The organism is Streptomyces lydicus (assembly GCF_000717345.1).
Classification (GTDB): Bacteria; Actinomycetota; Actinomycetes; order Streptomycetales; family Streptomycetaceae; genus Streptomyces; species Streptomyces lydicus.
This window is the reverse complement of sequence record NZ_JNZA01000034.1, coordinates 62,586-78,104: the sequence shown is the minus strand read 5'-3', so window position 1 is coordinate 78,104 and position 15,519 is coordinate 62,586. Positions and strand designations below refer to the sequence as shown.

General features: G+C 70.8%; 12 protein-coding genes, 1 tRNA gene and 1 other RNA gene. 3 read left to right on the top strand and 11 right to left on the bottom strand.

The window, feature by feature from the left end:
* The 10 genes from OO62_RS27895 to ffs all read right to left on the bottom strand — a co-directional run.
* The coding region (locus OO62_RS27895; protein ID WP_033270366.1) for an SURF1 family protein at positions 1-928 on the bottom strand (928 nt) is incomplete at its 3' end.
* Positions 929-1,119: 191 nt separating this feature from the next.
* The gene (locus OO62_RS40890) at positions 1,120-2,547 is read right to left on the bottom strand and encodes a hypothetical protein (protein WP_228332498.1); all 1,428 of its coding nucleotides are present in this window, start codon (positions 2,545-2,547) and stop codon (positions 1,120-1,122) included.
* Between the two features lie 239 nt (positions 2,548-2,786).
* Positions 2,787-3,449 (bottom strand): SigE family RNA polymerase sigma factor, encoded by a 663-nt coding sequence (locus OO62_RS27885; RefSeq protein WP_180290083.1) that lies wholly within the window; start codon positions 3,447-3,449, stop codon positions 2,787-2,789.
* Positions 3,450-3,926: 477 nt separating this feature from the next.
* Entirely contained in the window at positions 3,927-5,045 is a 1,119-nt protein-coding gene (locus OO62_RS27880) for an aspartate-semialdehyde dehydrogenase (protein ID WP_033270364.1), read from the bottom strand.
* A complete protein-coding gene (locus OO62_RS27875) occupies positions 5,042-6,313 on the bottom strand; it encodes an aspartate kinase (protein ID WP_033270363.1) in 1,272 nt (423 codons plus the stop codon). Before OO62_RS27875 ends, OO62_RS27880 begins: the two co-directional genes overlap by 4 nt.
* Before the next feature lie 324 nt (positions 6,314-6,637).
* On the bottom strand, positions 6,638-7,336 hold the full coding sequence (locus OO62_RS27870) for a DUF5063 domain-containing protein (protein ID WP_051733665.1): 699 nt from the start codon (positions 7,334-7,336) through the stop codon (positions 6,638-6,640).
* A complete protein-coding gene (gene recR / locus OO62_RS27865; RefSeq protein ID WP_033270362.1) occupies positions 7,329-7,928 on the bottom strand; it encodes a recombination mediator RecR in 600 nt (199 codons plus the stop codon). The genes OO62_RS27870 and recR overlap by 8 nt, the downstream gene beginning before the upstream one ends.
* 51 nt (positions 7,929-7,979) lie before the next feature.
* Positions 7,980-8,330 carry a YbaB/EbfC family nucleoid-associated protein gene (locus OO62_RS27860; protein ID WP_077193086.1) on the bottom strand — a complete coding sequence of 117 codons (351 nt, stop codon included), beginning with the start codon at positions 8,328-8,330 and terminating at the stop codon, positions 7,980-7,982.
* Positions 8,331-8,546: 216 nt separating this feature from the next.
* Positions 8,547-11,018 (bottom strand): DNA polymerase III subunit gamma and tau, encoded by a 2,472-nt coding sequence (locus OO62_RS27855; protein WP_033270360.1) that lies wholly within the window; start codon positions 11,016-11,018, stop codon positions 8,547-8,549.
* 144 nt (positions 11,019-11,162) lie between these two features.
* Positions 11,163-11,261: signal recognition particle sRNA small type (gene ffs, locus OO62_RS37470), an RNA gene on the bottom strand.
* A 132-nt stretch (positions 11,262-11,393) separates the two neighbouring features.
* Here ffs and OO62_RS27850 point away from each other — a divergent pair.
* The 3 genes from OO62_RS27850 to OO62_RS27840 all read left to right on the top strand — a co-directional run bounded on the left by OO62_RS27850 (position 11,394) and on the right by OO62_RS27840 (position 13,408).
* A tRNA-Ser gene (locus OO62_RS27850) sits at positions 11,394-11,481 on the top strand.
* Between the two features lie 209 nt (positions 11,482-11,690).
* The gene (locus OO62_RS27845; RefSeq protein WP_051733664.1) at positions 11,691-11,975 is read left to right on the top strand and encodes a hypothetical protein; all 285 of its coding nucleotides are present in this window, start codon (positions 11,691-11,693) and stop codon (positions 11,973-11,975) included.
* 203 nt (positions 11,976-12,178) lie between these two features.
* Positions 12,179-13,408, top strand: coding sequence for an aromatic ring-hydroxylating oxygenase subunit alpha (locus OO62_RS27840; RefSeq protein ID WP_051733663.1), 1,230 nt, complete (start codon positions 12,179-12,181; stop codon positions 13,406-13,408).
* On the opposite strand, the gene OO62_RS27835 is transcribed toward OO62_RS27840, so the two are convergent.
* Positions 13,405-15,438 (bottom strand): TerD family protein, encoded by a 2,034-nt coding sequence (locus tag OO62_RS27835; protein WP_033270359.1) that lies wholly within the window; start codon positions 15,436-15,438, stop codon positions 13,405-13,407. The genes OO62_RS27840 and OO62_RS27835 overlap by 4 nt on opposite strands.
* Positions 15,439-15,519: the final 81 nt, after the last annotated feature.

Sequence of the window (15,519 nt, the reverse complement as noted above, 5' to 3'; positions counted from 1 at the left end):
GTCCCACCCCCGCCGCCTCATCCACACCCTCGCCCGGCCCGTCACCAGCACCCGCCCCGGCCTCGCCGCCGTCACCAGCACCTGCTCCGACCTCGACTCCCGCCCCCGCCCCCGCCTCCGGATCCGCCCCCGTCTCCGGCTCCGGCAGGAGGCCCAGGGCCGCGTCCTTGGCGGCTTCGGCTTCGCGGCGGAAGAGGCGGAACCACATGAAGACGACGAAGCCGGCGAAGACGAACCACTCCCCGGTGTAGCCGAGGTTCTGGAACGCCTTGAGGTCCAGGCCGCTGCCCTCGGCCGCGGCCGGCGGGACGGCGCGCAGCGGGGCCTGGGCGTCGGTGAGCGTGATCCAGGCGTCGTAGACCTCGTACGGCACGATGTTGACCAGCGACGCGGCGCTGATCATGCCGAGTTGCCCCTGCGGCAGCCCACCGCCCGCCTGTACGCCGTCGGTCCCCTGGTTCTCGGAAGCCTGGAGCGCGCCGGTGACCGTCACTTCGCCCTTGGGCGGCGCGGGCACCTTCGCCGTATCGGCCTTCGAGCCGGCGTCACCGGGCAGCCAGCCCCGTACGACCGGGAGGGCCTTGCCGTGGTCGGTACGCAGCAGGTCGAGGACGTAGAAGCCCTGCCGCTCGCCGTGGTTGTCCTTCAACGTGCGGCTCGGTACGAGCAGTTGGTGACCGGTGTCGTAGTGCCCGCGGGCGCTGGCCTGCCGACCTGACGTGATCTTGTCGACCGGGAGCAGGCTGTCGACCGGGCGGGCCGCCGCGGTCTTGGCGCGGTCGGAGCGGTCCTCCTGCTGCTGGTGCGTGGCGACGCGGTCCTCGAAGCGGCCCAGCTGCCAGCTGCCCATGAAGATGCAGAAGGGGATCGCCAGTACGGCGAAGACGTTGATTCCCCACCACCGCGGGGTCAGCAGGAACCGGTACACGCCCTCAACGGTACGGGTCCCGCCCGGCGCGACCGCACCGCCCCCTCCGGCGCGGACCCGCAGCCGTCGCCCGGCAGCCGCTCCACAGCCCCTCGGGTCACCACACCGGCCCCGGCGCCCTCGAACCGGCCCGCCGGCCGGTCACACCGCACCGGCCCCGGCGCCCCCGCACCGGCCGCCGGCCCCCGGCGTCACTGCGCCGCCAGGGCCTCCGTGCGGTAGACCGTGCCCGCGCAGGCGTCGGAGACCTTGGTGTCCGCCGCGGCGGGCTCACCGGCCTCCGGTGTGTGGCTGAGAACGATCCCTCCGGGCGCCGCACCGCCGCCGCCCGCGGACCCCTCGTCGCCGCCCGCCTGGCCGCCGCCACCGCCCCCGTCACCGGCCGTGGTGGCGCCGGCGTCCGGGGACTGACCCGGGTCCTTGGTGGGGTCGGGCGTCGGCGAGGGCCCCGGGCTGACGCACCCGGTGGTGCCGCCCCCGGACTCCGGGATCCAGGCGAACTGCACCTCGTACGCCTCGCCCGGCTTGAGCACGAGCTTGTCCGGCGTGGTCGCCGGGTCGGGCAGACCGGTCGCCTCATCACCCGAGGTGTGGTCGACGACGTGGATGCGGTCGGGGTTGGTGCTGCCCTGTGCGACCACGCCGACGGTGCCGCCGCCCTCGACGGAGCAGGCCGCGCCGGAGGTGTTCACCACACGGAACGAGCCGTAGACCCGGCCCGCGGAGTCGGCCGGGCGGACCGTGCCGGTGCCCTGGCCGAGCTGGTCGCGGGAGCAGGCCGGCGAGGTGACGTCCATGGTCTCGTCCGGGGCCGGGGTGCCCGCTCCGGCGCCGTGGCCGGCGCCGTTCTTCTCGGTGCTCTTGCCCTTGCCCGCGGGCTCGCCCGCGCCGGGCTTCGTGCCGTCCTTGCCGGGCGGCCGCGGTCCGGCCTGTTCGGTGCCCTCGCCGTGCGCGCCCTCGGCGCCGTCCTGGGCGCGCTGGCTGCTCGCGGCGTTGGCGGCCCGGTCGGGGGAGCCGTCGGCGAGGTTGGCGACGTGGACCATGGCCGGGATGGACGTGCCGCCGAGCAGCAGCGCGGCGGCCGCGCCCACGAGGGCGTGCCGGCGGCGCTGACGGCGTGCGGGGACCGCGCGGCGCAGCTGATCCAGCGCGTCCGGTGCCGGTTCGAGGTCGCCGACGCGGGACTGCAGCAGTCGCCGCAGGTCGTCCTCGCCGCCGAAACCACCCGTGGGGTGGCTGCGCCCGTGGTCGTGCCCGCCGCCGCTACCGCCCCCGCGGCTGCTCCCGCCGCCGAAGGCGACCTCGGCACCCGTGTCACGGTCGTGCGTCTCGTCGTCGTGCGTCGCGCGCTCGTGTCCCGCCCGGCCGCGCACGCCCCTGTCGTACGCCTCGCCGCCGTGAGTCTCTCCGTCGTACGCCGCGCCGTCGGACGGGTCGCCCTCCCGGACGAGCGCCGTCAGCCGCGTCCAGCCGTCCTGTGCGCGGTCACTGGCGCCGTCGCGGTCCCGGGCGGAGTCGCGCGCACGCTCACGGGCGGAGTCGCGGCGGTCCGCACCGCCGGACCTGGGTACCGCACCGGATCCGGGTACCGCGCCGGCCCTACGTTCCGTGCCGGCCACCGAGCTGTCCGTGACACCGATGTCATCGCCCGCTTCCCCGGACGGGTCGCACGGGACGCCCCCCTGCCCCGCGCCCGAGCCGTCCGGACCACCCGGACCGTCGGGGCCCACCCGGCCGTCCGTTCCCCCCGGACGATCCGCAGCACCCCCGGCGAACGAGCCGTTCCGGCCGGACGCCCAGCCACTCCCGTACGTCTGGCCGCTCCCGGCCCCCTTGCCACTCCCGTACGCCTTGCCACTCATGCCGGAGCCTCCATCGCGACGCGGAGCGCCGCGATACCGCGCGAGCCGTACGCCTTGACCGAGCCGAGCGATATGCCCAGCGTCTCGGCCACCTGCGCCTCGGTCATATCGGCGAAGTAGCGCAGCACCAGCACCTCGCGCTGCCGACGCTGGAGTCCGCGCATCGCTTTGATCAGCTGGTCGCGCTCCAGCAGGTCGTACGCGCCCTCCTCGGCGCTGGCCATGTCGGGCATCGGCTTGGACAGCAGCTTGAGTCCGAGGATGCGGCGGCGCAGCGCGGAGCGGGAGAGGTTGACGACGGTCTGCCGGAGATAGGCGAGGGTCTTCTCGGGTTCGCGCACCCGCCCGCGCGCGGAGTGCACGCGGATGAAGGCTTCCTGGACGACGTCCTCGCAGGAGGCGGTGTCGTCGAGGAGCAGCGCGGCGAGACCGAGCAGCGAGCGGTAGTGCGCGCGGTAGGTCTCCGTGAGGTGGTCGACTGTGGTGCCCGCTGCCATCGCCTCGTCAGTGTCCCCACGCTGAGAAGGAAGCTGCGCGGGACGCGTGGTGGGCCAGGGGGCGATCACCGGCATGCCCCCGGCCGTGCGGGACCGATGGGGACGCGCCGGCGCCCCTGCGGCGCCCACTGGCGCGATCGTGAATCCGAGTACCTCTGCCACGCCTGTTGGACACGCTTCCCCCTGTAAGGGTTGTACGCGCAAGGCACCGCTTTTGACGGTGCATCAAATGCCCTCATGCGTACCAGCTCTTCCCGAATGCCCTATATATCCCGACGCGTTGCCGACACCCGAGGGCTTGCCAAGCGGCCCGCGGACATCCCGGACCATCCCCTGAGGGCGGCCACAAAGACGCTCCCCGCCCAACTGCCGGTTGCAGTGTGGCGGGGAGCGAATGGTCGAACAGATCGTCAGCCCAGATCAAGAGGTCTGGGCCAGTAATTCGCTCACAGAATCTTCACACGACCCGCAAAGTATCTCCCAGGCGGTCCGCTCGCGACGGCCAATCACGCCAAGTCGCCCTCTCCGCACGGCTGGTACTCGCCCCATCGGGCGCAGCGGCCTCACGACCCCCACCGGCTCCGGCACGGCGCACTCACTCGTCACGGGCCCGGAGCCCGGCGACGCGACCGTCACCGTCTACTTCCGCAGCTCCCCCGCCAGCAACTCGCCGATCTGCGCGGCGTTCAGCGCCGCGCCCTTGCGCAGATTGTCCCCGCAGACGAACAGCTCCAGCGCCCGCGGATCGTCCAGCGAGCGCCGCACCCGGCCCACCCAGGTCGGGTCCGTACCGACGACGTCGGACGGCGTGGGGTACTCCTCCTCCGCCGGGTCGTCACACAGCACGACCCCCGGCGCCGCGGCCAGGATCTCGTGCGCGCCGGCGACCGTGACCTCGTTCTCGAACCGCGCGTGCACGGCGAGCGAGTGGGTCGTCAGTACCGGCACCCGCACACAGGTCGCAGTGACCGGCAGCTCCGGCATCCCCAGGATCTTGCGGGTCTCGTTCCGGACCTTGAGCTCCTCGGAGGACCAGCCGTCCTCCTGGAGCGTGCCGGCCCAGGGCACCACGTTGAGCGCGATCGGCGCCGGGAACGGCCCCAGCGTGTCGCCGACGGCCCGTCGTACGTCGCCGGGCTTCGCGCCCAGTTCCGTACCGCACACCGCCGACAGCTGCGCCCGCAGCGTGTCCACGCCGGCCTTCCCCACCCCGGAGACGGCCTGGTACGAGGAGACGATCAGCTCGCTCAACCCGTACTCGGCGTGCAGTGCGCCCAGCGCGACGATCATCGACAGCGTGGTGCAGTTGGGGTTGGCGATGATGCCGCGCGGACGCACCCGCGCGGTGTGCGCGTTGACCTCGGGAACGACCAGCGGCACGTCCGGATCCATCCGGAACGCGCCCGAATTGTCCACCACCACCGCGCCCTTGGACACCGCGACCGGCACCCACTGCGCGGCGACCTCGTCGGGGACGTCGAACATGGCGACGTCGATGCCGTCGAAGGCATCCTCGCCCAGCGCGACGACCTCGACCTCCTCGCCCCGCACGGTCAGCTTGCGGCCGGCCGAGCGGGCTGAGGCGATCAGCCGGATCTCGCCCCAGACGTCGGCCCGCTCGGACAGGATGCCGAGCAGGACCGAACCGACGGCGCCGGTGGCACCGACGACGGCGAGATGCGGCTTGTTGCGGGCCGTGCGGGCGTCCGCCCCCGCGGTGTCAGCGAGGGACGGACGGCCCGCCTCGGCCGGAATCATCGACCGGTGCCGCCATAGACCACGGCCTCGTCACTGTCCGTGTCGAGACCGAAGGCGGTGTGCACGGCGCGCACGGCCTCGTTGACGTCATCGGCGCGGGTGACCACCGAGATGCGGATCTCGGAGGTCGAGATGAGCTCGATGTTCACGCCCGCGTTCGACAGCGCCTCGAAGAACGTCGCCGTCACGCCCGGGTTGGTCTTCATGCCGGCGCCGACCAGCGAGATCTTGGCGATCTGGTCGTCGTAGCGCAGCGAGTCGAAGCCGACCGCGGCGCGGGTCTTCTCCAGGGCCGCGACGGCCTTGCGGCCCTCGGCCTTGGGCAGCGTGAAGGAGATGTCGGTCAGACCGGTCGAGGCGGCCGACACGTTCTGCACGACCATGTCGATGTTGACCTCGGAGTCCGCGATCGCACGGAAGATGCGCGCGGCCTCGCCCGGCTTGTCCGGAACCCCGACGACCGTGACCTTCGCCTCGGAGGTGTCGTGTGCGACGCCCGAGATGATTGCCTGCTCCATCGGCTGGTCCCCTTGCGGTTCGTTGCTGACCCACGTGCCCTGCAGTCCCGAGAAGGACGAGCGGACGTGGATCGGGATGTTGTAACGACGTGCGTACTCGACGCAGCGGTGCAGCAGCACCTTGGAACCGGAGCTGGCCAGCTCCAGCATGTCCTCGAAGGAGATCCAGTCGATCTTCCGGGCCTTCTTCACGACCCGCGGGTCGGCGGTGAAGACACCGTCCACATCGGTGTAGATCTCACAGACATCGGCGTCCAGGGCGGCCGCCAGCGCGACGGCGGTCGTGTCCGACCCACCGCGCCCCAGCGTCGTGATGTCCTTCTTGTCCTGGGACACACCCTGGAAGCCGGCGACGATGGCGATGTTGCCCTCGTCGACGGACGTCTTGATCCGGCCCGGCGTGACATCGATGATCCGTGCCTTGTTGTGCACGGAGTCGGTGATGACACCGGCCTGGCTCCCGGTGAAGGACTGCGCCTCGTGACCGAGGTTTTTGATCGCCATCGCCAGCAGGGCCATGGAGATCCGCTCTCCGGCGGTCAGCAGCATGTCGAACTCACGCCCCGACGGAATCGGGGACACTTCCTGCGCGAGATCGATCAGCTCGTCCGTCGTGTCGCCCATCGCCGAAACCACTACGACAACCTGGTTGCCGTTCTTCTTGGCTTCGACGACTCGCTTGGCAACGCGCTTGATGCCCTCGGCATCCGCAACGGATGAGCCGCCGTACTTCTGCACGACAAGGCCCACGTGCGCTCCTCGCAACTGTCTCTTCGGGAGTTTCCTCCCGGACCCCCGGAAATGGGGGTACTGCGGTCGGCTCAGTCTAACGAGCGAGCGGAGTCCGCCCCGCTGATACCACATCCTGAGATGACCGACTCACCGATTGATCACGCACCGACTGGCCGCCCGCCGACCGGTCGCTCATCGAACGACCACTCACCGGCCGACCACTCACTGTAGTGATCACCGTGGGTCACATCTCGTTCCGTGGTTCCGCGTGACGCCCCATCGCGCCCGCCCGGCGGAGCACATGCCCGCTCCTCGCCCGTACACACGGAAACGTAACCCAGGTCACAGGACCGGTCCTGCCGGATGGGCCACGCCGGCCGTCGTGCCGCGCAGCCCCAGCGGCCGGGCGATCTCCGCGGCCATCACCCTCCCGGCCTCCTCCGCGAGCCGCTCCTCGTCCCCGTCGACACTACTGTCGGTGTCCAGACCGTCCAGCTCGTCCAGCGGCTGGTCCAGGCGTACGTGGGCGACCAGCGACTGCAGCGCGCGCAGCGCGGCCGAGGCGGTCGGGCCCCAGTTGGAGAGGTAGGAGAACTGCCACCACCACAGCGCCTCGGCCACCCGCCCCGCCCGGTAGTGCGCCAGGCCGTGCCGCAGGTCGGTGACGATGTCGGCCAGATCGTCGGAGATCCGGCTGGCGACCGGCTCGCTGCGCGGGACGTACGGGTCGAAGACCTCGGAGTAGACGTCCACCGGGTCGAGCAGGACCGCGAAACGCTCACGCAGGTCGTCGACGTCCGGTTCCGGACCGGTGTCCGGTTCGTACCGGTCATCGGGGACGATGTCCTCGTGGGCGCCCAGCCGGCCGCCGGTGAGCAGCAGCTGGGAGACCTCCAGCAGCAGGAAGGGCACCGCGCTGTCCGGCTCGTCGCCCTTGGCGACCTCCGTGACGGCGACGATGAAGCTCTCGATCGAGTCGGAGATCGAAACGGCGAAGTCGTCCGGGTTCTGTGTCGCGTTGTGCAGCGTGGCGTCAGACATCGAGAAGTCTCCTCCCTTCGAAGGCCCGCCCGAGCGTGACCTCGTCGGCATACTCCAGATCGCCTCCGACCGGCAGCCCGCTCGCCAGCCGTGTCACTCTCAGCCCCATGGGTTTGATCATGCGGGCCAGATACGTGGCCGTGGCCTCGCCCTCGAGGTTCGGGTCGGTGGCCAGGATCAGCTCGGTGACGGTGCCGTCCGCGAGTCTGGCCAGCAGTTCCCGGATCCGCAGGTCGTCGGGGCCGACGCCCTCGATCGGGCTGATCGCCCCACCGAGGACGTGGTAGCGGCCGCGGAACTCACGGGTCCGCTCGATCGCCACGACGTCCTTGGGCTCCTCCACGACACAGATGACCGCCCGATCACGCCGCGGGTCCAGGCAGACCCGGCACTGCTCCTCCTGCGCCACGTTGCCGCAGACGCTGCAGAACCGGACCTTGGCCTTGACCTCCATCAGCGCGTTCGCGAGCCGGCGGACATCGGTCGGCTCGGCCTGAAGAATGTGGAAGGCGATCCGCTGCGCGCTCTTGGGACCGACGCCGGGCAGCCTGCCCAACTCGTCGATCAGGTCCTGGACCACGCCTTCATACACGGAACGTCTTCTCTCTCTTCTGCCGTACTGCGTACGCTAGTTGGCTACTCCTCAGAAGGGGAGACCAGGGATGCCGCCGCCACCCAGGCCCTGGGCGAGCGGACCGAGCTTCTGCTGCTGGAGCTGCTGGGCGCTGGCGTTGGCGTCCCGGACCGCCGCCAGGACGAGGTCGGCGATCGTCTCGGCCGTCTCCTCCGGGGAGTCGGCGTCGATCGCCTTGGGGTCGATGACCAGGCCCTGGAGCTCACCGGAGCCGGTCACCGTGGCCTTGACCAGGCCGCCGCCCGCGGAACCTTCCACGGGCGTCTCCGCCAGCTCCTGCTGGGCGGCCGCAAGGTCCTGCTGCATCTTCTGAGCCTGCTGAAGCAGCTGCTGCATATTGGGCTGACCACCGGGGATCACGACGGAACTCCTGCCGTACGACAACGATTGGTGCGGTAGCCCGAGCCTACGTGTTTCACGGGCCCGGCGCCCTACGCCGTAGGGAGGAGCACGGGTGTACGCCCGGGGCGGCCCGCTCACCGTCCGTGAGCCGCCGGCACGCCCCGAATACGTCCCGTATACGCGCCGTATACGCGCCGTCAGAGCCGCGCGAACCGCGCCCGCTCAGCTGCGCGCTCACTCATGGGTGAACTCCTCCACCACCGTGGCGCCCAGCTCGCGAACGATCAGGTCGTGGCCGCTCAGCGCGGAGTCGACGAGGTCGGGGTCGTCCTCGGCCGGCATGTCGTACTCGATCGACATCGGCGGGGGCTCGGGCGGGGTGTACGAGGGCTCCGGCGCGGCAGCGCTCTGCCCGCCGCCGGAGGAAGCGGACGGCGCGACGGCTTCCCGCGCCATCCGGGCCCCCTGGCCGCCGCCCGTGCCGCCGCTCTGGCCGTACTGGCCGCCACCGGACGAAGGGGACGCCGGCGGGCCGCTCTGCTGGGGCGGCGCCTGCGGTGCGGACGGCGCCGGCGCGGCGGGCGCCCCGCCGAAGCCGCCACCGCCGCTGCGGGGGGCACCGCCGGCCGGCGGGTTCGCGCCGCCCGAGGGGTCGACGATGGCCTCGACCCGCCACTGCACCTGGAACCGCTCGGCGAGCACGTCCTTGAGGACGTCCTCGCTCCCGCCGTTGGCGAAGCTGTCGCGGGCGCCGGCATTGGGGAAGCCGATCTGCAGGGTCGTGCCGTCGAAACCGGAGACCTGGGCGTTCTGGCTGAGCAGGATCCAGGTGAAGCGCCGGCGGGCCTTGACCGCGTCGAGGATGTCCGGCCACATCTGCCGCACCTGGGCGGCACCCTGCGCCGCGCCCGGCTGGGGGGTGGGCGCCACGGGCGCGGGCGCACCGGCCGCCGGCTGCGCGGGCTGCGGTGCGGGCGCACCGGCGGCCGGCCCGCTCGCCGTCGCGCCACCACCCTGCGGCCCCTGGCCGCCCTGTCCGGGCGCCACGGCCGTCGGCCAGCCACCGGGCTGCCGCGCCGCGCCGCCGCTGCCCACACCCCCGTTGCTCACGCCGCCGCTGCCCGCGCCGCCGGCACCGGCCGCTCTGCCGCCCCCGCCGGGCCACGCTCCGGGCCGCGCGCCCGCACCGCCCGCAGGGCCGCCCTGCGGCCCGCCGGCGCCCTCCGCGGCCGGAGCGGCCGCGGGAGCCGGCGCGCCGGCCCCACCGGTCTCCGGTGCGGCCGGCGCGGGGGCCGGTCCACCGGACGGCGCCGCGGCAGCAGGCGCCCCCGCGGCGGAATTCCCCGCCGGGGCCCCGGCCCCGCGCACCGCGGCACGCGCGGCCGCCGGCCCGGACGGGCCGGCCGGCATCGGCGGATGCGCCTCCGGCCCCGGCACGTACCCGGCCGCGGGCCCACCGCCGCTCACCACGGGAGACGGCCCGGCACCGAGGTCGCCCCCGGCTCCTCCGGGACCGGCCTGGCCCCGGCCGGCCGCGAGCGCCGCGCCCGCGCCGCGCTCCAGCCGGTCGAGCCGCGCCTGCACCGACCGCTCGTCGTCGTACGCCGCGGGCAGCAGCACCCGCGCACAGATCAGCTCCAGCTGCAGCCGCGGCGAGGTCGCGCCGCGCATCTCCGTCAGCCCCGTGTTGACCAGGTCGGCGGCCCTGCTGAGCTCCGCCGCCCCGAACACCGACGCCTGCGCCGTCATCCGCTCCACGACGTCCGCAGGGGCGTCGATCAGCCCCTTCTCCCCGGCGTCCGGCACCGCCGCCAGGATCACCAGATCCCGCAGCCGCTCCAGCAGATCGGCCACGAACCGCCGCGGATCATTGCCGCCCTCGATGACCCGGTCCACCACCTCGAAGGCCGCCGCCCCGTCCCCCGCGGCGAACGCCTCCACCACGGAGTCCAGCAGCGACCCGTCGGTGTATCCGAGCAGGGCCGTCGCCATGGCATACGTCACACCGTCGGCAGCGGCCCCGGCGAGCAGCTGGTCCATCACCGACATCGAGTCACGCACCGACCCGGCGCCGGCCCGCACCACCAGCGGCAGCACCCCGTCCTCGACCGGAATGTCCTCCCGCCCGCACACCTCGGCGAGGTACTCCCGCAGCGTGCCCGGCGGCACCAGCCGGAACGGATAGTGGTGCGTACGCGACCGGATCGTCCCGATGACCTTCTCGGGCTCGGTCGTGGCGAAGATGAACTTCAGATGCTCCGGCGGCTCCTCGACGACCTTCAGCAGGGCGTTGAAGCCCGCCGAGGTCACCATGTGCGCCTCGTCGATGATGTAGATCTTGTAGCGGCTGCTCGCCGGCCCGAAGAACGCCTTCTCGCGCAGCTCACGGGCGTCGTCCACGCCACCGTGGGACGCCGCGTCGATCTCGATCACATCGATCGAGCCCCGCCCGTTCCTGGCCAGGTCCACACACGACTGGCAGGTCCCGCAGGGCGTGGGAGTGGGACCTTCCTCACAGTTCAAACACCGCGCCAGGATCCGCGCGCTGGTCGTCTTGCCACAGCCGCGCGGCCCACTGAAGAGATACGCGTGGTTGACCCGGTTGTTCCGCAACGCCTGCTGCAGCGGGGCGGTCACGTGCTCTTGCCCGATGACCTCGGCGAAGGTCTCGGGTCGGTAGCGGCGGTACAGCGCAAGGGACGACACGCATACGACGATATCGGGCCCCACTGACAACCGGCCCGCGCCCGAAGCCTCGGCCTCTCCCCCACTCCCGGCTCCGCTCGGGCGGGCCCGTAAGCAGCGGGCCCCGTAAGCAGCGGGCCTCGTAAGCAGTGGAGGCGGCTCGCCAACGCAAGCGCCCCCCACGCACCCGCCAGAGCCAACCTACCCTTGCTGCCTTCCGGCCCTGGGGGAGTTCAGTCAGATAGCGCCACGTGAGGGGCTGGGCACCACACTAGCGGATCCCCCGCCCAACAAACGAACCCGCCTCCCCCTCTCCACCCCCGCTCACCCCCCGGCCACCCCCCTCCCCCGGATCATGTTCGCGAGCACTCCCCAACGTCTTGTATTGTTTGCGGCGGAGGATTCGCCTAGTGGCCTAGGGCGCACGCTTGGAAAGCGTGTTGGGGGCAACCCCTCACGAGTTCGAATCTCGTATCCTCCGCCAGTGCCTCACCGGGCACAACGTCGAAGGGCCCCACCGCTTGCGGTGGGGCCCTTCGCGGTTCTCCGTCTCAGTTGACCGACGAGCCCCCATCCAGGAGCACGAGAACTACCGTGGGCGCACGGCATGTGACTCAGAGGGCGGACCGCACCGCTCCACCAAAACCCCCTAAGCCCACCAATGGCATCGGCGAGAGGTGCCACGATCGCCTCATGAGGGGCGCGCGACTACCGGCGGGGTGGACTCTTGAGGCGATCCGCAACATCTCCGGCGACCAGGAGGCCATAGCGCTCGACACCGAGCGGTCCGTCGAATGGGTGGCCGGGCCGGAATGCCGTGCACGCATCCATCCCGAGATCGTCCTGGGGTTCCATGGTCTGTGTCTGGTGAAGCCGGTCAACGACGAGGACTGGTACATGGGCAGTCTGAACGGCGATGGCAGTGTCGACTGCTGGAGCGCCTACAGCGATCTCCACGAAGCGCTTCGTGGTCTGTAGCCCGACGGCATGCGCTGCAGGTCAGCGCGGCAAGTCCCGTCTCGGTTTCTGGCACCCCAGGCCGGCGCCCCTCGGCAGCGAGGTCATCATCGCGAATGGCCCACGCGTCGGTCATGCGGAACGCGGTTGCGCCGCGGATGATTGATCCAACCGGCATTTTTCCGTTCCGTTATGGACGGTGACCTGCGGCAAGGGAGACGTGTATGGCCGAGCCACTGCCCGCACGAGGTAAGACAATTCCGGACCGGGCGGCAGGAGACCGCTACCCCGTGCATGAGGAGGAGCCCGGAGCCGTGGCCGACCTCAGGCGCACCGGGATCAATCCGAATTTCTGGTATCCGGTCGCGGTATCCGGGAGCGTGCGGAAGAGCAAGACCTTCGCTGCTGCGTTCGCGGGTGAGCGGATCGTGTTGTATCGCGGCGAAAGCGGCACGGTCTACGCACTGGAGGACCGGTGTGCCCACCGTCAGGTGCCGCTGAGCATGGGGGTTGTGGAAGGCGACTCGCTCCGCTGTTGCTACCACGCCTGGGCCTACCGAGGAAACGGCCGCATCTCCCAGATCCCGTATCTGCCCAAAGACGCCGACCGGCCGCCGCGCGGTGTGCGCGCCTACCCGGTCCGCGAAGCGTACGGCCTCGTTTTCGTCTTCCCGGGTGACCCGGAAAAGGCAACCGCAGCACGCCTGCCCGAGTTGCCGGAATTCGATTCGGCCAGGCACAGGACGATGACATTTTCCCGCACCGTGCGCTGCCACTACTCGTTCATGCACGAGAATTTGCTCGACATGAATCACCAGTTCCTGCACCGGGGCATCCTCGGCAGGATCCAGCCCAAGCTCCTCGGGTACGAATCCGGCCCGCAATCCGTGGAGGCCCGGTATTTGTTCACACCAGCCGGCGGGAAGAAGGACCGCGGCGCCGGTCTGCTCGCCGCCGAGGGGATCGGCGGCGGTAAATCGTCCGATGTCATCACGATCCGCACCGAGTACCCCTACCAGACCCTCCACCTGGTCCCCGAGAAGTCCGAACGCCCGGCCTTCTCGCTCTGGGCGGCCTACGTACCGGAAGATGCCGAGCAGCGCACCAATCACGCCTACGGTCTGCTGATGATCGAGAAGCCGCCCATCCCGGGGGCGCTGCATCTCGCCTGGCCGTTCATCCGGCGCTTCACCGAGCGGGTCTTCGCCCAGGACCGGATGGCGGTCGAGGCCGAGCAGCGCGCCTGGGACGAGCAGGGCGAGGACCGGAACCATGAGGTCTTCCCGCTGATCCTCGATGTCCGCGACGTGCTGCGCACCAACGGCGTCCCCATCCGCCCGGAATCCGCCCTGTGCGGTGCCGCCGCGTTCTGCGACAACTCACCGCAGGCCGGTGCGACCTCACACCTCAAGCCGAACCAGTCGGCCGCCCAAGCCGAACCACCGTCGGCCTAGCTGCCCGCCTTGAGGCCATCCGCTTGCCGGGGCGTTGGGCGGTCCAGGTGGACGACCACGCTGGTGTAAAAGCGGTGCACGGCGTCGTCGACGCTGCGGATGAAGCCGGATTCGGCGTTCCCCCGGCCGCTTCCCATGCCTTTGAACAGGGACAGACGGAAGCCGGTGATCCGGGTGTCGTTGTTCTTCGGGAGCATGTTCGCCGGCTCCGGGCGGAGCCGTTCCAGCGTGCCCCGCGGCCCCCCGGGCTCTCCCTCGACCAGCGTTTCGATGTGCAGGTCTGCCGGTGCCTCGGCCAGTCGGCGGATGAGGCGTTTGGCCCACGTCAGCGGGTAGCCCTGTTCGGGTGCGGGGATCTCGATGGAGGTGCGGAGCTTGGCAGTGCGCAGGTCGGCGCTGAGCGCCAGAATTCCGGGTGCGCCCTCGATCCGGAGCTCTGCCTGCAGCCTGCCGTCGAGGCACAGCTGATCGGCCAGGCGGCTGCGGCGTGCTGCCGGATCGGCTCCGCGCTTGGCACGCTGGACGGGCAGCACCTTCTGCCCGAGTTCGCCACCGAGGCTCAGGCAGATCTGACGAATGAGCCGCTCCCAGCTCTCCACCACGCCCAGGGCCCGTGAGTCGCCCTGGCACAGGGTTTCGTCATCGATCCCGTTGCGGACGGGGACCCAGGCCGACCCCATGTTCTGGAAGCCGTGGCAGCCGGAGTTCTCATGCCGTAGGTAGTACAGCAGTTCCTGGAGCAGCCAGGCATGCGCCTTGTCCCCGACGCCCTCGTGCCGGATCAGCATCTGTGCCTGCTGCGTGACTTCGGCCCAGGACAGGTGCCAAAGGGCCACCTTGTGCTTGCGCCGTCCGTCGGTCTTGACGTCGACGAGCGGGCTGCCTTCCAGCGCGACATCGTTCGACAGTGTGATCACGGCCTCGTATCCACGGCGTGCGGCGATGTCCATATACGCCTGCACCTGATCGGACTTGAGGTCATTGCCGTTGGTCTTGGTTTCCACCAGCGCGGTCCACAGTTTGCCGGCCCGCTCGACGCGGATCACTCCGTCGGGACGTCGCGGGGTATCGCCGTGCGGCAGCGAGACCTCGGTATACGTCTCCATGCGGCCCGCCGGTGCTCCGAACGCCGCCGTGAGTCTCCGGCCGAACTCCGGCACTTGCGCCATCACCGACAGCAGGACCGACGTAGCGCGCATCTCCCGGTCCCGGTCGCTCTTGAGCACCGAAACCGGAAAGAGCCTGGCTTGCTTCCAGGACTCGTTGTCCGCCAGGGACTTCCTGGCCACCGCGGGCACGGTGACCTTCTTCTTCGCGGTGCGAGGCCGTGCCGCCTTCTTCGTCCCCACCTCGTCGTACGGCGGGCGGGGAGCCGGAACCAAGCCTGACGACGCCTGCGGCTCCTGCTCGACGGCCGGAACCGAAACCGCCGTACCAGCCTGCTCGTTGCTCGCAGCGCCGTTCAGCGCTTGTTCTGCGTCCGCGTCGTCCTCGATGTCCACGCCGAAGTCCGTCGCGAGACCGGCCAGGCCGGTGTCGTAGCCCTGTCCGACGGCACGGAACTTCCACTCTCCCCCACGCCGATACAACTCGCCAAAGATGATCGCGCTCACCGTTCCGGCGTCATCGATGGCGAACCTGAGGAGGCTCTCGCCGCCCCCATCGGCCAGTGTCACCTTCAGGTCTTCCAGTTCCCCGAAACCGGCTCCCTCGTAGCGGCTCGCCGCCACGACGATCCGGTCGATGCCGGACGGGACCGCCGTCAGGTCGAAGCTGATGCGGTCTTCGTCACCGCTCTCCGTCGGTGTCTTGCCCAGCAGTTGCACACTCCCGTCAGCGGCAACCGGGTTGTTGTAGAAGTAGAAGTCGCTGTCGCTGCGCACCTTGCCGTTCGCGTCCAGCAGCAGGACGGACACATCCGCATCGCCTTCACCGGTCGGACTGACCCAGCTCAAACTGAGGATCACCGACCCGGCGTTCTCACTCAGGGCCGTCAGCGCGACGTTCGAGCCCTTGACCATGTCATGCATGAAGCCCCCAGATCTCGCCACTCGGGCACGTGGCTGCCCCACGCAGGCCACCCACCCCAGCGCCACCATGTGACATACAGC

Bases quoted from the DNA above. Each gene is read 5' to 3' on its own strand.
- OO62_RS27840 (WP_051733663.1), top strand. From the start codon at position 12,179: ATGGCCGAGCCACTGCCCGCACGAGGTAAGACAATTCCGGACCGGGCG.
- OO62_RS27870 (WP_051733665.1), bottom strand. From the start codon at position 7,336: ATGTCTGACGCCACGCTGCACAACGCGACACAGAACCCGGACGACTTC.
- OO62_RS27845 (WP_051733664.1), top strand. From the start codon at position 11,691: ATGAGGGGCGCGCGACTACCGGCGGGGTGGACTCTTGAGGCGATCCGC.
- OO62_RS27835 (WP_033270359.1), bottom strand. From the start codon at position 15,438: ATGCATGACATGGTCAAGGGCTCGAACGTCGCGCTGACGGCCCTGAGT.
- OO62_RS27880 (WP_033270364.1), bottom strand. From the start codon at position 5,045: ATGATTCCGGCCGAGGCGGGCCGTCCGTCCCTCGCTGACACCGCGGGG.